This is a genomic window from Anaerosalibacter massiliensis, from assembly GCF_024623155.1.
GTDB classification, from domain to species: Bacteria; Bacillota; Clostridia; order Tissierellales; family Sporanaerobacteraceae; genus Anaerosalibacter; species Anaerosalibacter massiliensis.
In genome coordinates this window covers 60,661-82,934 of the sequence record NZ_JANJZL010000007.1, presented here as the reverse complement: position 1 = coordinate 82,934, position 22,274 = coordinate 60,661, and the positions used below count along the sequence as shown (strand labels likewise).

Annotated in this window: 19 protein-coding genes; 1 reads left to right on the top strand and 18 read right to left on the bottom strand. The window is 27.9% G+C overall.

What is annotated here, in order from left to right:
• Window positions 1-298: 298 nt before the first annotated feature.
• From NSA23_RS10860 to NSA23_RS10810, 11 genes are all read right to left on the bottom strand, one after another.
• Window positions 299-733 carry an NUDIX hydrolase gene (locus NSA23_RS10860; protein ID WP_257490543.1) on the bottom strand — a complete coding sequence of 145 codons (435 nt, stop codon included), beginning with the start codon at window positions 731-733 and terminating at the stop codon, window positions 299-301.
• A gap of 337 nt (window positions 734-1,070) precedes the next feature.
• The gene (locus tag NSA23_RS10855; protein ID WP_042678580.1) at window positions 1,071-2,000 is read right to left on the bottom strand and encodes an SPFH domain-containing protein; all 930 of its coding nucleotides are present in this window, start codon (window positions 1,998-2,000) and stop codon (window positions 1,071-1,073) included.
• Between the two features lie 17 nt (window positions 2,001-2,017).
• Window positions 2,018-2,434 carry an NfeD family protein gene (locus NSA23_RS10850; RefSeq protein WP_042678581.1) on the bottom strand — a complete coding sequence of 139 codons (417 nt, stop codon included), beginning with the start codon at window positions 2,432-2,434 and terminating at the stop codon, window positions 2,018-2,020.
• An 879-nt stretch (window positions 2,435-3,313) separates the two neighbouring features.
• Window positions 3,314-3,526, bottom strand: a complete 213-nt coding sequence (locus tag NSA23_RS10845) for a hypothetical protein (RefSeq protein ID WP_257490542.1) — start codon at window positions 3,524-3,526, stop codon at window positions 3,314-3,316.
• A gap of 238 nt (window positions 3,527-3,764) precedes the next feature.
• Window positions 3,765-4,238 carry a hypothetical protein gene (locus NSA23_RS10840; protein WP_257490541.1) on the bottom strand — a complete coding sequence of 158 codons (474 nt, stop codon included), beginning with the start codon at window positions 4,236-4,238 and terminating at the stop codon, window positions 3,765-3,767.
• Window positions 4,239-4,270: 32 nt separating this feature from the next.
• Window positions 4,271-4,744: a hypothetical protein gene (locus tag NSA23_RS10835; RefSeq protein WP_257490540.1), complete on the bottom strand. Its 474-nt coding sequence runs from the start codon at window positions 4,742-4,744 to the stop codon at window positions 4,271-4,273.
• Window positions 4,745-4,750: 6 nt separating this feature from the next.
• Window positions 4,751-4,885, bottom strand: coding sequence for a hypothetical protein (locus tag NSA23_RS10830; RefSeq protein WP_257490539.1), 135 nt, complete (start codon window positions 4,883-4,885; stop codon window positions 4,751-4,753).
• Between the two features lie 679 nt (window positions 4,886-5,564).
• Window positions 5,565-5,756: a hypothetical protein gene (locus NSA23_RS10825; protein ID WP_042678586.1), complete on the bottom strand. Its 192-nt coding sequence runs from the start codon at window positions 5,754-5,756 to the stop codon at window positions 5,565-5,567.
• 103 nt (window positions 5,757-5,859) lie between these two features.
• The gene (locus tag NSA23_RS16655; protein WP_257490538.1) at window positions 5,860-9,189 is read right to left on the bottom strand and encodes a DEAD/DEAH box helicase family protein; all 3,330 of its coding nucleotides are present in this window, start codon (window positions 9,187-9,189) and stop codon (window positions 5,860-5,862) included.
• Between the two features lie 15 nt (window positions 9,190-9,204).
• Window positions 9,205-10,371, bottom strand: a complete 1,167-nt coding sequence (locus NSA23_RS10815) for a restriction endonuclease subunit S (protein ID WP_257490537.1) — start codon at window positions 10,369-10,371, stop codon at window positions 9,205-9,207.
• A gap of 1 nt (window position 10,372) precedes the next feature.
• The gene (locus NSA23_RS10810; protein ID WP_257490536.1) at window positions 10,373-11,824 is read right to left on the bottom strand and encodes a type I restriction-modification system subunit M; all 1,452 of its coding nucleotides are present in this window, start codon (window positions 11,822-11,824) and stop codon (window positions 10,373-10,375) included.
• A 603-nt stretch (window positions 11,825-12,427) separates the two neighbouring features.
• Between NSA23_RS10810 and NSA23_RS10805 the strand changes: the two genes are divergently transcribed.
• Window positions 12,428-13,582, top strand: a complete 1,155-nt coding sequence (locus tag NSA23_RS10805; RefSeq protein ID WP_042678591.1) for a site-2 protease family protein — start codon at window positions 12,428-12,430, stop codon at window positions 13,580-13,582.
• Window positions 13,583-13,778: 196 nt separating this feature from the next.
• Here the strand turns inward: NSA23_RS10805 and NSA23_RS10800 are convergent, their stop codons facing one another.
• The 7 genes from NSA23_RS10800 to NSA23_RS10770 all read right to left on the bottom strand — a co-directional run bounded on the left by NSA23_RS10800 (window position 13,779) and on the right by NSA23_RS10770 (window position 22,265).
• Complete coding sequence (locus NSA23_RS10800) at window positions 13,779-15,107, bottom strand: S8 family serine peptidase (protein ID WP_050069668.1); 1,329 nt, start codon at window positions 15,105-15,107, stop codon at window positions 13,779-13,781.
• Window positions 15,108-15,996: 889 nt separating this feature from the next.
• Window positions 15,997-16,698 carry a hypothetical protein gene (locus tag NSA23_RS10795; RefSeq protein WP_042678592.1) on the bottom strand — a complete coding sequence of 234 codons (702 nt, stop codon included), beginning with the start codon at window positions 16,696-16,698 and terminating at the stop codon, window positions 15,997-15,999.
• Window positions 16,699-16,734: 36 nt separating this feature from the next.
• Window positions 16,735-17,421, bottom strand: a complete 687-nt coding sequence (locus NSA23_RS10790) for a hypothetical protein (RefSeq protein ID WP_257490535.1) — start codon at window positions 17,419-17,421, stop codon at window positions 16,735-16,737.
• The gene (locus NSA23_RS10785; protein WP_075052090.1) at window positions 17,414-18,295 is read right to left on the bottom strand and encodes an ABC transporter ATP-binding protein; all 882 of its coding nucleotides are present in this window, start codon (window positions 18,293-18,295) and stop codon (window positions 17,414-17,416) included. Before NSA23_RS10785 ends, NSA23_RS10790 begins: the two co-directional genes overlap by 8 nt.
• A gap of 250 nt (window positions 18,296-18,545) precedes the next feature.
• On the bottom strand, window positions 18,546-19,856 hold the full coding sequence (locus tag NSA23_RS10780) for a B12-binding domain-containing radical SAM protein (protein ID WP_042678595.1): 1,311 nt from the start codon (window positions 19,854-19,856) through the stop codon (window positions 18,546-18,548).
• Window positions 19,857-19,911: 55 nt separating this feature from the next.
• Window positions 19,912-20,871 (bottom strand): S8 family peptidase, encoded by a 960-nt coding sequence (locus NSA23_RS10775; protein ID WP_042678596.1) that lies wholly within the window; start codon window positions 20,869-20,871, stop codon window positions 19,912-19,914.
• Window positions 20,871-22,265 carry a radical SAM/SPASM domain-containing protein gene (locus NSA23_RS10770; RefSeq protein WP_042678598.1) on the bottom strand — a complete coding sequence of 465 codons (1,395 nt, stop codon included), beginning with the start codon at window positions 22,263-22,265 and terminating at the stop codon, window positions 20,871-20,873. Before NSA23_RS10770 ends, NSA23_RS10775 begins: the two co-directional genes overlap by 1 nt.
• Window positions 22,266-22,274: the final 9 nt, after the last annotated feature.

Here is a 22,274-nt window from a genome sequence, read left to right as displayed (position 1 = left end):
AAATTTATTGTTATGATTGCTTTATTGCCCATGTTTTTTTACTTCTTATGTAAAATAATCAAATCAATACAGAAAAAAATATGATGAATTAATTGGGAAGTATTTATAATATTGAAAAATCAATTCTCAAAGAAAATATTTAAAATTATAGGCAGTGCACTTTTAGGAGCAGTTGACGATTTTGAATTTATGAATATGTAATCAGTACAGTATGTAAAAAATTTCATATTTAAGTTTTTCTTTTCGCAATATTCTCGAAATGAACTTATTTTATATAATTCATTTTCATTAGAACACATTAGACTTCACCCACAATATTCTCCCAATCCCAAGTACTTATATCCGAGAGTACACTTGGATGTATATTATATTTGCTTAAATCTTCCTTAGTAATCCATGCATATTTTTCATGTTCAAAGGAAAGTTTCACCTTATCTACATCTGTCTTACACAGGTACGTTATTCCAACAATTTCTGTATTTTTATTTTTCATGAAATTCCATATACTTAATGGACGTATTATATCAGCTGAAATAGATACTTCCTCTCGTAATTCTCTATTTAAGGTATCTAGGACAGATTCACCAAACTCTAACCTTCCTCCTGGAAACTCCCAGTAATAGTGATCTCCCCTCGCCATGTTTGATCGTTTAATAACTAAAAATTTCTCCTTATGAAATATTACCGCTTTCACTGCAATATAAAATCTATTATCTCTTATCATATACATCATCCTCTCTAGACATAAAACTCTTGACATCTCTTTTATTCTTAGAGCACCACCTCTACACTAAGAAATTTCTTTATTTTTGAAGATATCTTTCTTAATTCTATTCTTCTACAATCAAATGCTACAATATTCGGTATAATATAAATTATTGTTCATTGTAGTTATATAATATCATATTATATAACGGAAAAAGAGATGGTTATTATTATCCATCTCCTTTTTTTATTAAAAACAATGTAGATGAATTTACCACACTGTTTTTCTACTAGCTATCTATTTCCTGATAGCCCCTTTTTAATATTATTCATAGTATTAGTAAGTTCGAAAATTTGCCTTGTACTTATTCTGTTTTATTTTCTTCTTCTGCTCCAATTTCTTTTATAGATGTAACAAGTCCTGCCATATCCTGAATTTCAGAAGGTATTATTATCTTAGTTGCCTTACCATCTGCAACCTTTGCAAATGTGTCTAAACTTCTTAAAGATATAACCTTATCATCAATCTCTGCTTCTTTCAACATTTTAAGTCCTTCTGCAGTAGCTTCTTGAACTTTTAATATAGCTTTTGCTTGACCTTCTGCCCTTTTAATAGCTGCTTCCATTGCAGCTTCTGCTTCAAGAATTAAAGCTTCTTTTTCTGCTTGTGCATTTAATATAGCTGAGTCCTTATTTCCTTCTGCTATTAATACTGCTGATTTCTTTTCTCCTTCTGCTTTCAATATTTTTTCTCTTCTTTCTCTTTCAGCTTTCATTTGTTTTTCCATGGCATCTTGAATTTCAGCAGGAGGTATAATATTTTTAAGCTCTACCCTACTAATTCTAATTCCCCATGGATCAGTAGCTTCATCTAAGACAGATCTTAATTCTGTATTAATTACATCTCTTGAAGTTAATGTTTCATCTAATTCTAAATCTCCTATTATATTTCTTAATGTTGTAGCAGTTAAATTTTCTATAGCCATTAATGGATTATTTACTCCATAAGTATATAACTTAGGATCCGTAATACTAAAATATACTACTGTATCAATTTGCATTGTTACATTGTCTTTTGTAATAACTGGTTGTGGTGGAAAGTCTACTACTTGTTCTTTTAAACTGACCTTAGCAGCAATTCTATCAAGAAATGGTGTTTTTACATGTAATCCTACTTCCCAAGTATCTTTATAAGCTCCTAACCTCTCTACTACAAAAGCAGTTGCTTGTGGCACAATTCTAATATTTAACACTATTATAGCTATTATTATAAGAAGTACAATTAAACCAAACATAAATATACATGCCCCCTTTATTTTTTAGTAACTATTAGTCTAACTCCTTCAATACCTACAATGTTCACTATTGTTCCAGCCTTTAAATATTTATTATCTTTAGGAGTTGCTCCCCATATTTGTCCTTCAACTTTTACCTGTCCTCTAGATGTTTCATTAGTATCACTTATCATTTTACCTGTTTTTCCAATTAGCCTATCTGCATTAGTTCTAACCTTTGGTGATTTAATAAAGTTCATTAACATAGGTTTAAAAATAAAAAAGGTCATTAATGATGTTATTATAAATCCAATTACCTGATACATCAATGTTACTCCCAAATACTCCAAAAATATTGCCATTAAAGCTCCTGCTGAGAACCATATACTCACTAAAGAAAGAGTAATTAATTCAATAACTAAGCTAATTATAAATAATATTAACCACCAATTCAATAACTCACCCCCTCTAATAAATCTTGAGGCAATTATGTTAAAAGTTTCAGAAACTATAGTCAAATCTTATATTAATGTAGATACATCATATCTTAAAATTTAACTATTATCAACATTTTTTTATACATATTATAACAAAATATTACATATAAAAATCATTTTTATAATAGTAGGAAAAATTATGTTACTTACCTAAACTTATTGCTTCACCATTAAATATTGTCGTTTATAACTCTACGTTTTTTATTTAGTCTTCGAAAATTTGAAATATATTATCTGAAAATATTACCATATATGGAAAGATACCTTCTTCTATAGAACCTTTTGCATCATCTTCAAAATAAGCAAGTACCCTTACTTTAATAAATAAATAAACAACTTCACTTTATAATATGTATCTATAGCCAAGTAAATACATATGGCTACCACTAAATCCTAGTAATACTGATTTTCAATCTTGTATTAAATACCCTACATGTGTATATAAATATTTTAAAGAATTGCTTAATATAGGATATTGAAAAAGACAGTCTATACTAATTTATAGATAAATACAGACTGTCTAATAATTCATATTCTAGTAATTTGATTTATCAATTTTATAAATAGTTTCCAAGACTAATTTGATTTCTTTATTTTCCCCATTTTGAACCTTTTCTTCTTTTGCAACGTAATTTCCTATTTAGAGTTTCTCTGTTTTTTTTATATTTAAAACTCAGAAGTTTAGCTTTTAAAAATATAAATAGGCGATTACCTATATAATTAGACACTTAATGATATATTAACTAAAATTTATATACTCTAATTTTTGCTGAGAATTATAAGGCAAAACTTGCAGAATAAAATCATCCTTCAAAAACTCCAACATCTTAATTCTATTTATCCATTCATATATATATTGAAATGACGAGCATCAATAATCAATAAAATAAATATAATAATTAATATACTCACTCCTATTATCGCAATCTTTAAAGGTTCCTTAACAGACTTCCCTAAAATCAAGTTATTTAATGTCGCCGTCATACCTTTCACAAATATTAAAAAACTGATAAATGTAATTAAAATAAGGACCATTCCAATTATACCCATATTCTTCCTCCTTTGAAATCATTGTACCCATACTTTCTAAAAATTTAATTTTAAATTCTGAGGATTTTCACTATTAAATATGTCTCTTTTAGAATTCTAAAAAGTGTAGATCTCAGTTTTCACCAACTTCCATTTTTCATTGTAACCATACTAACTCTTTTTTCAAGAACATATCATTTTTATTCTATACTAAACACCTCAATGTAAAGTAGAATTCCACTTTACATTGAGGGATTGTTTAATAATTTTTTTCACTTTTTAATACTGTTCCTCTTTTCAATTTTGGCAAATATATTATCTTAAATCTATCTCCTACGTATACATCATCCCAAAAGAAGAATACTAATCTCTCCTCATTACCGTTATCATCTCTTATAGTTACTCGTATAGGCCTGTCTGTTCTTCCGCCATATGAATGTGTTACTGCTTTACCTTCTATAGTCTTATACTCATTATTTAATATATAAGGAACATCTTTAACTGCTGGTATAATTAAACCATTATATAACACAATAAAACCTATAACAGTTATCACTTTTAATACTATATCTAACTTTTTATTATGTTTTCTTATAAACTCTTGTACATAAACTTTACTTTTATCTGGCTTTATAAACAATTCTCTAAAAATCATTTTCTTTACAAATATTATTGATAATATTAATATTAATAAGGATGTTGCATATAAAATACATATATATGTTTTATTCATTTTTTATTCATTTTTTATTCATTTTTTCCTCCTTATTGTGGGGATTGAGTTATAGTTTTTCCAACTTTAGCTCTATTCTCTTGCTCTCTTATTGAAGATTTTATATTATCATAAGCACTTTTACCAACCATCTCAATCGACGTTTCTATGCCATCAGAATAGATTTCATACATAAAACCATTTATAATGGTATTTTTATAAATATTTTTTATTTGTTTCCTTTCCCATTTAGTAATCTGAGCTTTGTATGAAGCAAACTTTCTGTCAACTTTAGTTAAAACATCTCCTACTATTGGAGTTTTCTTATGTTTCTTTATTAGCTCCAAAGACTTAACCTTCTCTCCTGCATAAGCAAAAGCACCACCATAAATACCATCTATTATTGTAGCCTTAGCAACCTCTGCACCAGAATAAGATTTTCTTCCGAAAATATTTTCTATCACATTCTCCGTAAAGGTTGCAGAAGCATTTCCTGCTGCTCCACTAACAAATGGAGAGAAAATCAATCCCGTTCATACACCAACAGTTCCTCCTACTACACTACCTACATATCTTGCCCAAGACGAAATTTTAACTTCTTTATTTATAATATTTACAGCAAAGTCTGTTATTATTTGCTTTCCTACCCCTATTCCAGCTCCTATCAAAAGAGTTCCTGCAACTACAGGTATATTACCATCTTCATCTACATAGTCTTCTGGTTTATTGTAAACATAAGAGTATGGATTTAGTGAATAAAGTATACTTAAATATCTACTTTTGGATAATATATTTCTTTAGTATTATTGCAGTTATATATAAATTTTTATTTATAACAGTCTAGTATATTCAGAAAACAATATGGATGTAATGTTAAATTGTCACAATATCCACCGATAACTTAGAAAACAAAATAGTCCTTTGTTTTTATGTAATAAGTTTGTAGATAACCATAAAATATCCCACACCTTCAAAAAGTGTGGGATATTTTATGATTACCTTTATACTGATATTTGAACTGAATATTAATCTAATATCTTCTTCAATAAAATACATGATACTAAAGTTTTCCCATTATTTCATGAACCCCTTATGTTAATAAACTTTCAGGGATTACTTCCAACAAATAAATATGTGTGCTGAAAGTATCGAAAAGTAAAGGCTTTTAGAATTACTAAGTTTTCTTAGAATATTAGCAAGTTTTGATACATCAATTTAAGATAAAATTAATTATAATTTGGTTTCTTGTTGAAATTCTATAATTTCTTCAAAGGAAAACAGAGTTGTTTATAGAATATACATATTAAGTATTTTCACTATCTCTCGATAATCTTTTTGAGAATTGATTTACTCACTTTCATCATCTATATCTAAAGATTTCTTAAATAGTTTAATCAATGAATCCTTATATTGTTCTACATCTCCTGGTTTTAAATTAATTCGATATCTTCTACTTTTAGAAAAATAATCTAATAATTCAATCCCACTATTTTCAATATATTCTTCTATTTCTTGACTCTTATTAAGCCTTATTTCCATACGTGTGATTTTCTTTTGTGGTCTAAAAAGTACAAAATTATCTGCAATTCCTTTATTTGTTAAACCAATATAAAACTTATTATATTTTAATTCATAATTTGGATTAATTTATAGACTCCAACCTACCATTAACCTTATCAATAACAGCTACTATATCTTTAGCTACATCCATCCTATCTTTAAATAAATTTATCACTCCACCATTTTTATTGAATGGATATTGTTGTAGTACTGGTTTTTCTATGCTACCATTTTTAACTATATAATCTACTATGCTATTTACAAAATCTATCTGGTCTGAGTTTAGGTTTTCATCTTTTAAAAACTTAGAAAATTCTTTTTCTGCTGCTGCTCTTTCCATTCCTGTTATACTTGCAACTAATTTTAGTAAAGATTGATCTCCATAGGTTTGTACATATTCTTCTCTACTTCCTATCTCTTTCCAAAGTATTTTCTCAAAATATTTAATATCGCTTCTAGTCAATTTTTCATTGTTTTTTAATTTATATATTGGCAAATTATCTTCATATTCTTTTAAATAATGCTCTACTCTTTTTTTATAATTTCCTAAGTCATTGACATTATAAATGGCTTCTCCATCTTTTACTTCAACTATTTCATCTTTAAAATCAGTATAATATATTTTTCTATTTTCTTTATCAATCAACTTAATTAAATCTCTTAAAGCCTTTCTGACTAATTCATAGTCAAATATATTAGCTTCTTCCCAAAACTCTTCTGTTTGGATTTTATCTATTATTTCTTTATTATCCCTTACTTGAGAAATAGTTCCTTTAGTTTCTAATTTCTCTGCAGTACTTATTACCCTACCTTTAGGTCTATTCATTGGCCTTTTTTCTAAATATGCAAATTCAATGATATACATTAGATAATCAAAACTTTTTGCTAATTTATCTTCATCAGTAGAAATTATTAATGGAGATATCTCCTCTTTTAAATTTAAAACATCTTTTTCACTTAAAGTTTTGAAAGCTTCTTTATTAGAATACTTATTTATTAAATGAATTCTCATATTTGCATTAAATCTATTTTTATTTATATTAGATATATCTTTTAATACATTATCTATAAGTTCATTTCTATATTCTATCAAATCTGACTCTTGGTAATCCAAATGTTCTAAGGCCTTTATTATATCTATTTTTATATTGAATATATTTTCTGTTATGGATTTTTGAACGTTGCCTTCTACACCTTTTTTATTTATATCAAAGAATTCAAAGTTTCTATAATAGTCAAATATAAAAAATTTCTCTTTATGTAATCCCGGACCAAATAAGTCCTCACAAAGTCTAGTTCCTCTACCTATCATTTGCCAAAACTTTGCTTTAGATCTTACTTTCTTAAAGAATACTAAATTTACTAATTCTGGTACATCTATGCCTGTATCTAACATATCTACTGAAACTGCTATTTGTGGATAGGAATCTTTGTCTTTGAAATTATCTATTAGATTATCTACATAATTTATATTGTGATATATAGCTTGTGCAAAATGACCTTTATATTCTGGATATAATGCATCAAATCTTTCTACTATGAAATCTGCATGTCTTTGATTGGCTGCAAATATTATAGTCTTACCTAATTTGTCCCCACCTTCAACCTTAATACCTTTTTCCATAAGTTCCTGTATAACAATATCTACAGTATCTTTGTTGAATAAAGATCTATTTAATTCTTCACCAGATATATCTTCAAATTCATCAAAAGTCATTTCAAATTGTTCTCTTTCTTCTTCTGATAATTCACTATATTTAATTCCATCTCTCATGAGTTTCAAATCATAGACTTTAGGCTGTCCATAATCTACTAAATATCCATCCTCTATAGCCTCTTCTAATTCATAAGCAAAAGTAGGGTTGTTGTCCTCTAGTTCAAATACTCTATATGTATTTCTATCTATTTCATCTACAGGTGTTGCTGTAAGCCCTAATAGATTGGCATCAAAATAATCAAATATATCTTGATACTTTTTATAAATACTTCTATGGCTTTCATCTATGATTATTAAATCAAAATGCCCATTGGTAAACATTTTCTTTCCATCTTTACTCTTAACTACATCAATTGCATTCATCATCGTTGGATAGGTGGAAAATATCATTCTACTATTTATATCATCCTTATTATTAAGTAAATTGCAAAGAGATAAAGATGGCAGATACTCATTAAAGCTTTGTTTAGCTTGTTTTACTAAAGCAGTTCTATCAGCTAAAAATAATATATTTTTAACCCAATTTCTCCTTATTAGGATATCTACTATAGAAGCTGCCGTCCTAGTCTTTCCACTACCTGTAGCCATTACGAGTAAAGCTTTTCTATGTCCCTTTTCATAGGCTTCTAAAACTCTTGTTATTGCTTCTTTTTGATATGGTCTATTAGTTATTTCATCTTTTATATCAGGATTTTTTAATGATTTTTTATTTTTCTTTTTAAAATTAAGGGATTCTAAATCTTTCTTGCTATAAATCCCAGAGAGTTTCCTTTCTGGATAATCCGTATCATCCCAGATATAATAGTCTATTCCATTAGTGTAGAATATTATAGGTCTGATACCTGTTTCTATTTCTATAGCTTCTGCATACATCTTAGCTTGTACTTTTCCAATCCTTGGGCTAACACTAGTCTTTTTAACTTCAATTATTGCCAATGGATTTCCATCATCCCCATATAGTACATAGTCAACAAAGCCTATTCCAGAAGAATTGTCCATATGTTTAACTTCTACTTCTTCTAAACAATCAGAACCTATTTTCCAGCCATTTAACTCTAAATTAAGGTCTATATACATTTTTCTAGTTTCAAATTCTGATATTTCATCTACTTTATAAGTTCTATTCTTTTGATTTTCTCTTCTCTTAGATTCATTTTCTTTTCTAAGCCTTTTATTTTCTTCAACTACCTCTTCCAATTTCCTATCTTTCTGACTTAGTACTTCAAATAGCTCTTCTTTTTCCTGGGCAGTTTTTTTGAACCTATTGTTATCCCCCAATAAATTTTCATCAAATTCTATTTCCTGAAATTCTTCAGAATAACAATAGTCTATCCAAGATGTAAATGTAAATAAATTCCTTAGAGATAAAACTGCTTCTTCCCTTCTAACAGCCATAGTTGTATGAACTGCTTTGTTACCTAATTTGTGTATATAGGAAAGCAAGTCTATCATTTCTGGCTCTACTAAAGATTTAAATTCATAATTATATATTAATGAAGCTAAATTGTCTTGATAGGGAACTTTCAATTCCCCATCATTAGCATAAACCCATTTAACTGCCAATTCTAAGGCTCTTCTTGCAAATGTAGCAGTGGCAGAATAGGATACATTCATAAGTCTTTCAGCTTCAATACAAGCATCTACAAATTTGTCATATTTCTTTTCCCTTTTTAAATATTCAAAATTAGAAACCACAGTTTCACCTCCAGATTAAAATAACTCTCCTTTGAAAGCTCTTTGCATTAGGCTATTATAATTGTCTTCCATTAGTTTAAGTGATTCTTGAAGTAGTTCTTTTTGTGTTTCTATAGCTTGTACTTTTTCAGCAAATTGGTTTTGTAGTTGTAGTGGGGGGATAATTATATCTATTTTCTTTAATTCCGATGCCCTAATTCCCTTTGCTGAACTACCTGTAGCTTTTCTACTTATTTCATCTTGAAATATTCTATCGTATATAAAGTAATGTAGATATTCTTCCCTTAATGTTTCTTTACATACAAATGTTATAATTCTTTGACCTACAGAAAACTCCCTAATATTCCTAGGTACTCTACATACAAATCCCATTGTTGCTCCTTCAGTTACAAATAGAACATCATTGGCTTTTGGAAATCCCCTTGTCATTCTTTTCTTGTACAGTTCTTTAGAAATATATTCTACTGGCTCTTTTTTAAAATGCTTTTTTCCAATATTTTTTGCTGTTATTAATAATACTCCATTGTCTTGAGTTGGTGGTGTTTTACCCCTATAATCTATAAACCTTGTGACCTCCCCTAACTTCTTAACTTCCCATCCCTTATCATTCTTAACTGGATCTCCAAACATATCGTAGAATATAGATTCTATTAAGTCGTCTAAAAGCTCTATCTGCTTTTTTCTATTGTCTATTAGTTTTTGTGCTTCATCTAGTACTTCTACTATCTTTTTTTGTATTTCCATTGGTGGAACTGGGATTTTTATTTTTTCAAATGTTGATTTATTAATTATAGGAACTACTGCCTTATTTGCTACATGATTTAATGCTGGTTTAATATATAAAATAGAATATGCTACATATTTAGATAAAACTTTCTTTTTATCTACTTTAATACTATTAACCTGTTGATTAAAACAAACTTCTTTAGAAGCTATCCCAACGTTGCCTATATTTCCTATACAAGTTACTAATATATCTCCTATTTCTGCTACTCTTCCCTTAGATTTACCCTCTTTTGATAAATATTCTTCTCCTGATTCTATACTAACTATCATATTTTCAGTAAAGTTAGAGGGTTTTACCAATTCTATATACTTTTCATTATAATATTCTATTTTCTTTTTAGATGGTGTATTTCCTGTTGAAACTTTTCCTAATTCTCCTAACTCTATCCATTCCATCTTACTTCACCAACTTCTCTATCTTATCTAATCCAGCATATACTTCTTCTTCTAACTCTCTTACATATCCTATTATCTTTTCTGGTGCTTCATATTCTACTTCTTCATATACTATTTCTTTATATATATTTATAGATAAATCATAGTTATTTTCTGCTATTTCTTCTTTTGGTACTAAGAAAGATTTTTCTGTTCTTTCTCTTGTCTTTTCATTTTCTATATTATGGTATCTTTCTATGATATCTTCTATATCACTATCTTCTATCTTTTCTCTCTTATCATCTAAGCTATAGCCATCTGATTCCATGTCATAGAACCATACATTATCTGTTCCACCTATACCTGTCTTTGTAAATATGAGTATGGCTGTACTTACTCCGGCATAGGGTTTAAATACTCCACTTGGCATGGATATAACTGCTTCTAATTTATTCTTTTCCACTATTTCTTCTCTTATAGATTTGTGTGCTTTTGTACTTCCGAACAGTACTCCATCTGGAACTATAACTGCACATCTTCCACCATTTTTAAGTATTCTAAGCATCAATGATAAGAATAATATCTCTGTTCTTTTAGTATTAGATATTCTAAGTAAATCATCTGCCACTGATTCTTCATCTAACGAGCCTTTAAATGGTGGATTAGCTAATACTAATGTATATTTTTCCCTATCTGTATTCCTTTTAGAAAGGGAATCTCTATATTCAATTTGTGGATTTTCCACATCATGTAAAAGCATATTCATAGTACCAATTCTCAACATTGTACTATCCATATCATTACCATTGAACATAGTATTATTGTAGTGGTATTTTAATTCTTCTGAATTAAATAGATCCCCATGATTAGCTTTTAGATATTCACTAGCCCCTATTAAAAATCCTGATGTACCACAGGCAGGGTCTATTATTATATCTGATGGTGTCGGTTTCACTAGATCTACCATCATTTTGATTATATGTCTAGGTGTTCTAAACTGACCATTGGTTCCTGATGTAGAAAGTTTAGATAATAGATATTCATAAAGATCTCCCTTTATATCTCCTTCTAGTTCCAATTCATCTATTCCATTTACTATCTTTTGTAGCATTAAAGGCGTTGGAATTTGAAACATAGCATCCCCCATATATTTTGAAAAGGATGAACTAGAATCTCCATTTAATTTTTTTATAAATGGAAAAACTTTATTTGCTACAGTATCATACATTCTTTCAGCGTCAAATTCCTTGAAATTATGCCATCTTAAATCTTCATGTTCCTTATCAAATATATTTTTTGGTTCTACCCCTAATAAATTTGCTTCTTTTTCACTTTGCACTTGCTTATCATCTAATGATTTTATAAATATTAAATATGTAAATTGTTCTATTACTGTTAATGGATTGGTAACCCCTCCTGTCCAGAAAGTTTCCCAAATCCTATCTACTTTATTTTTAATTTCTCCTGTTAGCATTTTTACCTCCTATAGTACACTAAAATAATATATTAAGCCATTTTATCTTATATTATATCAAATTGCCATGTATTTAGAAAATAAAAAATGACTAACTATTATAATAGCTAATCATTTTTTATTTTCTATTTTTTTAGATTAACACATAGATTTCAAATGTGTACTATATGAAAAATCCTAAAACTACAAAGTTCCATGATATTTATGCATTTATATGGCTGATGTTTATAACCCACAATCTAATAATCTGATTTTAAAAAAAGGAATTAAAGCAATAAAGTATAAAATCATTATAATAGTAAAAATGAAATTCCCAGTTGATTCTTTTATATAAATCATCTCCTTTAGATATTTTTATTCCTAACTCAACTAACCCTTCTTAAGTATAATTAACTTTATATTGTCAGAAATAAAAGTAAAGTGCAGATATCTTTCAAATTTTCTAAGACAAGACTGTATCTCATCTCATTTAATTATCCTATTTTTAGTATATCGCAATATTATAAATATATTGTTTTAACTTCTGCTAATATTTTTTTAAACATTTATGATATAATTCTTATTAGAAAATTTAGTACATAATCATAGGAGGTATTTATAATATTGAAAAATCAATCGACAAAGAAAATATTGAAAATTATAGGTAGTGCATTTTTAGGAGCAGTTGGTGGTTTTGGATTTATGATGCTTATTGATAATATTTCCAAGGATATGAACTTAAATGTATTTCCTATACTAGCAATAATAATATTAACTTTTTATATCTCTATTGCATTACATGAATTAGGACATTTTTTTGCTTTTATTTTTAATAAAATACAGATGAGAATGCTTAACATATCTATATTCTCTTTTATATTTGACGGAGAAAAATGGAGATTGAAATTAAATCGTAATAATATTGGAGTTGGCGGCATAGCAATTCCAAATTTAACTGTAGTTTCTAATGAAAAAGAATTTAAAGAAACACAAGAAGGTTATGCAAATGCCATACTTGCTGCTCCAATAGTTACCTTATTTCTTGCATTAGTAGGCATTTTGGTGATTTTCATTGGATTTTTAAAATATAATAAAAATCATCCATATTTATTAATAACAGGTGGGACTTTATTGTTAATCAATATATTATTATTTTTCAGTTGTTTTATAAAATCTGAAAATGCATATGGAGATTTAAGAGCTTATTCCTTTTATAAAAATGATGATTTTTTTGCTGCATTAATGATATATCAATATTCCATGTTCTCAATAGATTATAAAAATACACGTGTAAATAATAGATGTTTGAGAGAAATTCTTTTAAAGAGCTTTGAAAAAAGAGCAAATGATAAAAAGACAGATTTATTTACAATTTCCTGTGCTACTACATTTATTGATGAATATCTTATTGGTATAATGGATGAATTGCCAAAATCAATAATAGATTATATACATTATTATTATGAAAACAAAAATCAGATTATAAAAGAACAAAAAACAGAGCAACATAGATTATTATTATTACATATAGCCTATTATTTTGAAAAAGAAGGAGAACATAAGAAAGCGGTAGATATCTATGATAATTACATTAAAACATTATCCAAATCTCCTGTATTTGATTATTGGAAAATTCAAGGGGAACAGATTATTTTTAAAAAAGATCGTTCTAAATATTTACTAAATAAAAAGAATATTAAACCGAATTCAACCTATAGTCTATTTAAACAATTTGATGGTTTTTATCATGATGAATTGATATTGAATCAGAGATTATAGAAAATAAAGGTAAGGTCATTATTTCAATACAATGATATGAAAAAATACTTGGATATGTCCTATAAAATAAATATTGAAAGCTTAAGACAATAAGTGAAATCTGATGATAGTAAAGAATAAAAAAACCCTAGCTACTATAAGTTACCTAGTAGCTAGGGTTTTTTTATTTAAAAAGTATTTAAAATTAACATTAATTTTAATGGCCTGATACAGCTTCTAATGCTTTGTATGCATCTACAATACCTGATCCATATTCATATTGATCACCTGCATAATTAGCAGTATTCTTTATAATTTCCTTAGCTTTGCTTGCAGATATATTTCTATTTACAGACTTAATCAAACCTGCAACTCCTGCTACATGTGGAGTCGCCATTGAAGTTCCAGACATATACATATATTTATTATTTAAAAAAGTACTATATATATCTACTCCAGGTGCCATTACTCCTACACCGCCTTCTCCATAATTAGAAAAACTGGCTCTTCTACCACTAGAATCAACTGCTCCTACTGAAAGAACACTGTCATATCTAGCTGGATAGCCAATTTGACTCATAGAATCATTTCCTGTTGCAGCTACAACAATTACTCCTCTTGACTCTGCAGTTCTACAAGCATTGTCCATCCCTTCACTATAGTTCCATCCTCTTATAGACATATTAACAACATCTACGTCTTCATTTGTAGCATGTATTAATCCCTGCATTATATTATAAGTAGATCCTGAACCATTATCTCCTAAAACTTTTACTGGTACCAAAGTTGCTTCTTGCATTACACCTGATATTTCACCATAGCTTGCTATAGTACCTGCTACATGTGTTCCATGACCTTGTCTATCCATAAAATCAGAGGTATCATTTGAAGTAAAGTTTTTACCTAGGGATTTATTTACATAATTTTTTAAGTTTTTATGATTATAGTCTATTCCTGTGTCAAGAACTGCCATTTTTACATTCCTATTACCTGATGAAATTTCCCAAGCTTTAGGAATATTAATCATTTCATAATGCCAAGCTTGATCTTCATGTATTTTTTCGGTTCTTATACTTCTAAAATCTTGCAAGCTGTCTATTTGTCCATCCATTTTGACTACATAATTAGGTTCAATTAATTTAACTTTCAATCCTTTTTCTGTAAGTTTGTCTTCTAATCTCTGTATTACCTTTTCAATACTTTCCCCAGTATCTTCATATTTAACTAAATATATATACCCTACTTCCTCTATTACTTCAGATATAAAATCATTATTTTTACTACTAATCGTAACTTCTCCATCAAATACAGACGACAATAAAGAATCTTTAACTTCGAAACCTGTTTCATTTAAGGTATCTGTGTGTTTTTCTACCTGATTATCAAAGCTTTGTATTGAATATTTACCAACAGGTTTTTCTATAGACACAATCAGTTCACCTTCTACTACTTTTGAATCCTTCATTGAAAATTTGTCAGCTGATACTGATGTAGATAAAGTCGTCAATACAACTACAATCATAAACAAACTTAAAAATTTTTTCATTTTATTATCCCCCCATTTTTTTACTATTGTTAATTTTAAAAACAAATCTCTATCCCTTAAGATTTAAAATCTAATATATTTCATACAAGCATTATATAGTTTTAAAAATTAATAAAACAACGGTATCACCCCTCTCATATTAAAATAATACTTCTTTAAATATTATATATGTTGTATTATACTATTTATTCTATTAAATTCCATATATTTTTAAATCTTTTTTATAAAAATTAATTTTTTATAAACCTTCAATACTAATCTATAATCTTTAAAATAGCATAGTCCCTAAAAAAACAAATAATAGATATAACCAAAAATAAATAAAAATGTCTATTTATTTTTGTATATAGAGCAGTAGATTGTTTATAAAATATTTTATATTGATAATATCTTCGACTTCTGCAGATAATGGCATCTTAATAGAATTTTCAGAAATGTATCTTTTCCCATCTGCAAAGTATTCAAAAGTAGCTAGTTATAAAGTTTGCTCATTTGTTTTTATTTATATAAAATGAAATACAAAAAGATATAGTAAATACTATAAGTGAAATCATTACAGAAGATAATATGAAAAAAGATAATTTGTCTGTATTTTTTTAAATATCTACTATAATAAATTTATATATTGAACTTATTTCTTTATAAATATGGCCATTGCTTTTTTTAATATTTCATTTTCCTCCTCTATCCTAGCTATCTTTTTTAACAAAGTTTTCTTTCTTCTTCAGTCATTAGAGATAATCTCCCTAAATATCTAGTGCTTAAAGGTATTATTTTATAGAAGTTATTAGTTTAAAATGTGAGATGAATTTGGTGCTTACATTTAAATAGCCTTTAGAATTATTGATTTTATTGTTATTATACTATCTTCCTTGTCTCTTTTAGAACTTTATATTGCCTTTAGAAACAATGTATGGGTATCTATCTTTTTTAACAGATATAAATAACAAAAAACATTAATTAATAATAGTAGTATTAAAGTAATAATTGATAAAAGAAAATCATTACCCTTTCTATATAGTATAAGACTATATGGAATTCCAAATAGAAATGTTAGCATAGAAGTTATAAACAAGCCATTTCTTGGTACTTTCATCAACAAAGTGGTTACTCCAGTAATAAATATTATGAGAGTCACAATTAATAATCCATTGCCAAAAATTATAAGTAATTCTGTCGAGTTAAACAAAGTAAAGGTATATCCCACAAACGCATATTTAGCATATAAGTTTGTCATAATTAAAGTTATTAAAGAAGAAAAAATAAACATCATCAACGAAATTCCAATCGGCAAAATAGATTTTCCTATAAATAACGCCTTAATTGGAATAGGTGTTGAAAGTATAGATTCAAAAGTATGATATACTTTCTCTCCCGCAATAGAATATCCTGTTAACGACATTGGAATTCGAGGTATTCCAATTATCATGATGATAACTGCAATTCTTAAATCAATAGTTTTATAAAAGTAAGCATTCAGTAAAGCAAAAATTGCAGGAGCTAAACATTGGATAAAAATACTTCTTTTCATCTGCTTCAAGGTTAAAAAATAACGCAACTCATGATTAAATACTATTATAGATTCTCTCATTATTACACCTCCATTTCATTTAGTTGCAGAACCGTATTAAAACAATACATCTTCAAAATAAATCTTGTTAAGTTTTGAATTCGTATACTTTATTAGAATAAGATTTATTAATAACATAATGAAAACTAAACACACATATATACTAGTTAGATATGATATGGTTTTTGTATTTAATGTAACTACGATAGATATTAAGAAAATAGCTATATATAAATGTTTAGATGCTCTACTGTTCGCTATTCTTACATCTTTTGAAGTTAATGAAATAGATGTTACTACTATAGCAATAGAAACCTTCAAATTAAATAGTAATAAAATTAATAATAACGCTTCATATATACTTAGTATTAGTTGAACGTTTATAATATGATTTGTTATACTGAATATTATAACGAGCATGTACTCTACTAAAGACACTAGTAACAAATTGAATAACAATTCAATCCAATAGAGTTTTTTCAAATCTACTGATGTAGATAAAATTGATTCAAGAGTATTATTTTCTTTTTCTGAGGCGAAACTTTCTGCCGACCATTGTTTTAATAGGGTAATGGTGAAAATAGCTACAATTGTCATCTGAATTCTTTCTGATAAATTATGGGAAAGAACTGGCATTGGAAGCCCAGAAATAGTTCCAATTATCATAATTAAAAATAGCGTATTTTTCTTCTCATATAAAAATTCATAGTATTGTTTTCGTACAATTGCTTTTATTTCATTCATAGGAATCGCTCTCAACTTTCATGTATAAATCTAATAAACCTGTGGATTTTGTAATAACATTTTCAATGTTAATATTTTTAATAGATAATTTCTTTATTACTTCAGATGTTACGTTTTTCTCCGTTGTAATCAAAATTTCATTTTTACTAAGTTCATAATTGATAATTGACTTAATACTTTTCATTGTCTGTTCTATTTCATTGCTTAAATTTTCTAAGTTTTGGGTTGACTGTATTATTACGTTTAATTGACTTTCCATTTCTAATTCTTGAATCGTTTTTGTAACAATGTCTTTTCCGTGCTTTAAAATAGAAATTTTATCACACGTTCTAACTACTTCATCTAGATTATGAGTAGTAATAATAAAGGTAGTTCCATATTTTTCAGACAGATCTAAAATTGTTTCTCTTAATTTTTCTATACTTACAGGATCTAGTCCATTTGTAGGCTCATCCAATAAAACAATAGGGGGATTATGCAATATTGCACGAATTAAAGCAACTTTCTTTTTCATGCCTGTTGAGAAACCTTTGATTGGTGAGTGTTTTTTGTCTGAAATCTCAAATAATTCTAAAAGCTCATCCATTCGTTTGTCATATTCATTTTTTGTAATTCCATATATTTCCGAATAGTATTTTAAATTTTCATAAACTGTTAGAGGTTCATAAAGGCCAACATGCTCTGATAATACTCCACACTTGGCCCTTATTTGCCTTCCTTTTTCAATTGGATTTAAGCCGAAAACAGAAATCTCACCAGAAGTTGTTGCCATTAATCCAAGCATAAGTCTCAAAGCAGTTGTCTTCCCAGCCCCATTATGTCCTAATAATCCATATATTTCACCTGTATTGATAATAAGATTTAAATCATTCAATGCTTTTGTTGTTTCGAAATGTTTGCAAACATTTTTGAAAATAATTTTGTTGATTTTTCTCCCCTCACTTTCTAAATGATATTATGCCAATAGGATATATTGAGTATATTGTCATCTAAAATTAATGTTGCTTTTTCTTTCTAATATATTTTATTATAAATACAGTCATACTACTAAATATAAAGCCTAAAACCCCTGCAATAATCATATTATCTGTCACCAAAAATCCTCCTTTTCGTCTGGCTATTAATCATACACTTTTTCTAATTCCCAAAACGCTATTGTAGTAGTAACGTAAATCATCAGCAGTTAAATATTTAGTATTAATAATTGCATTATCTGTTGAATAAAAATCATAATTGTCAGTTAAGACCTCTATTCCATACTCAACAGCATTTTGGTGCAAATCTGTTCCTGGATAAGGTGTATTGATACTGAATTGCATATTTGCATTGTATTTTTCTTTTAATAGTCGAGATTTTTCTAAAGTATACTCTATGGTTTCTTTCGTGTCCTCTGCATGTCCAATAATTACTGAAATGTTAATATCAAATCCAATATCATGTGCTAATTTAGTTGCATTTTCCACTTGCTTAAATGTAATATTCTTATTTATTGAACGTAGTACCTTATCATGAGCACTTTCTAAACCAAATTGAATTTTTCTACAACCAGCTAAATACATAGACCAAAGCAAATCTTTATCAACGATATCAGCCCTTGATTCACAGCCCCATATAAAAAAAGTTTCTAATTCTAGTAATAAATCACAAAATTTTTTTGTCCTTTTTGGCATCATTGTGAATGTATCATCAACTATAAAGAACTCTTTTGCTTTAAAATTTAAAACCATATATTTAATCTCCTCAATAATATTCTCTACAGTCCTAAAATAAACTTTCTTCCCCCAAAATGAATACGAAGAACAAAAAACACATCTACCAGGACATCCACGAGCTGTTGATATGGTAAATGGATAAACATACTTTTCTAGATTTAATAAACTTCTATCTGGAAAAGGTAAGCTATCTAAATCAGTAATTCTAATAGGCCTTTTTCTTACTATCTCCCCATTTTGCTTTCTATAACTAATTCCTTCACATTCATATAAGTTTCCGTTTCTCAATAGCGAATTGCATAATTGTAAAAAAGAGTTTTCACCTTCTCCTAGACTTATATAGTCAAATCGTAGTTCTTCGATCATTTGGTAGTTGCAAAAATTTGCACACACACCTCCACCTACCACTATTATATTATTATTATAAGATTTAATAACTCTAACTAATGATTTTATTGCTGACCATGATTCATAATAAGTAGAAATTCCAATAATCTTTGGATTTGCTTTCATCAAAATGTTAGTAAAATCTTGCATACTGATGCTTTCAATAGCTAAATCTACGAAACTAACAATGTAATCAGTTTTTGATAAAGAAGATGCGATATATAATAATCCCAACGGTGGCATTGATAGCATTCTTGCAGAAACTTTATTTATTTTTGCAGACCTACTTGTAGGAACGTTAATGAGTAATACATCAGAATTTTCTATGATTTTCATTAGACCACCCCCATTCTAAAAGATTTTTTTGCCAATATAATCAAATAACAAAGCCTTAGCAGACTATTAATTCAACTTGCTCAATAGCCTTCTCTGTATTAACGATATTTATATGTGATTTGTTAGTCTCAAGTGTTGAGCTTGTCTCAATCAAAATTTTATGAATTTGTCTAGAATTTAAACGATTATTCATCGCTTTCAAATATCCTACAATGCCTGTTATATGTGCAGCAGACATCGAGCTTCCGGAATCATAGCCATATGAATTACCTTTAATGGTTGTTAAAATATGTTCTCCTGGAGCAAAGATTGTCTTACTATCATAATTGCTATTTAGTTGAGATGGATAGAATTTTATTGGATTCGTATTAAAAACACCATAAGATGCTACTGGTATCACTCCTTCATAACACGCAGGAACCTGACTTGCTATTCCAGGAACATTTCCAACTGCTCCAACTATTACTATCCCTAACTCAATAGCTTCCCTTATTATCTTACGTTCTTCTAATATGAGCCTTTTAAAAGTGTCACCCTCGCTGTCTATATCGGCTGGATGTCCTATACTCATGTTGATAATATCCATTTTATTCTCAATTGACCATCTAAAGGCTTCTATAATATTTCTAACCCTTCCTGTTCCAGAATGATTAATCACTTTTAAATTAAAAATATTTGCTTCACTTGCAATTCCGCAAATCCCCTCTCCATTTCTAGACCCTGCAATTATCCCATTAATTTTAGTTCCATGACCAAAATCATCTCTTAAATCTAAACTGTTATCAATAAAGTTAAATCCTTGTCGCTCAATATTCTTTAAGTCATTGTGTGAATGATCTATTCCTGAATCTATGATAGCTATTTTGATTTGTTTTAATTTATCTTCGACTCCTTTATTCCAAAGACTTTCTACATTAATCAGTCTTAAGTTCCACAGATAATCCTTATATTTAGCATCTACCATTTCATAGAAATTGCTATGCTTATTAATCAATTGATTCAACAAGATATTCATTACAGCTCCTCTGATTTTGGTTGAAGAGGACTAATGAGAAAATTATAATACTCTTGTTTTAGTTTATTGCAATCTGGACTTTTAAAATTGATGTTTTCATTATAAAATAAGGCTCTTGCTTTACACCCACCTAAACAAAATATCCAATAAAAACACTCCTTGCATTCTTCTAAGGTTCTTAGTTCGTTCTTTTCATATTCATTTCTTATCTTATAATAATTGCCTATATCGCCCAATTTAAATCTGTTGAAATGTAAATTATGACATGGATGTACAATACCTTCTACATTAATACTAATTTCATTTAAACATACACCACATGATTTTTTCTTGTCTAATCGAATTGGATTGTTAAAGCATTTTTGAATGTCTTTAAAATAAATAGTTCCATCTTCATTTGAATTATGTCGCTTCAATTGATTATTCTTCCAAGATCTAACAAGTATAGATTGTTTAACTAAACCTTCGTCAACTTTATTAAACAAAGATACATCCTTAATGAAGAATTCAGAGATATCTTTTCCATCTTCCTTAATAAATACAGGTTCATTAAGGAAAAATCCCCTTGCTCCTAAATTATATGCTAATGAATAGATTTTAGTTAAGTCATCTATATTTTTCTTATTAGGTGTAGAAGACAATAAAAAAGGTACTTTATTATCCTCAAGGATTTTACATGTTTGTATTATTTTATCGAAAGTACCACTTCCACGAATTGCATCATTTATTAAAGAGTTGCTACCATCTATTGAAACTATAATTGAATTACAATACTCTTTCAATTGATCTATATTTTCTTCTGTAATCATAGTTCCATTAGTCCACAAGAAAATTTCAAAGCCCTTAAAATGTGCATAATCTAACATCTCTATAATATTTGGATGTAGAAGAGGCTCACCACCGGTAATATAAAGTATAGGAAGATTATCACTAGTTTTGGATGATATTGTGTCTAAAATTTTTTTGTAATTTGTCATACTCATAAAACTTGCATTGCTCTCATTTTTTTCTATAGTCTTATTGCAATAATAACACTTTAAATTACATACATTAGTAACATCAATATAAACCGTCCTTAATGTCGTGTTAATTTCTTCAACTACGTTTTTAACATTCGTCTCTATCAATTTCTCTGTAAGCAAATGTGAACAAAAATTAATTATGTCATTTTCAATTATTTTACAATCTAATTCATAGTCGGAAGAAATTTTTTGGATAACTTCCTTGATTGTATTCTTAGAATCTAAATTCATTAAGATATCATATCCCGTTCTACTTGTTTTAAACCATTTAAACCTTTTTCTAGACGTAAAAATAAATTCTTCTTCATGTTCTATCATTTGAAAATCACTGTTATTGAAAAACAACTTATCTTCTTGTTTAACTTTTCTCAAAGTATCATC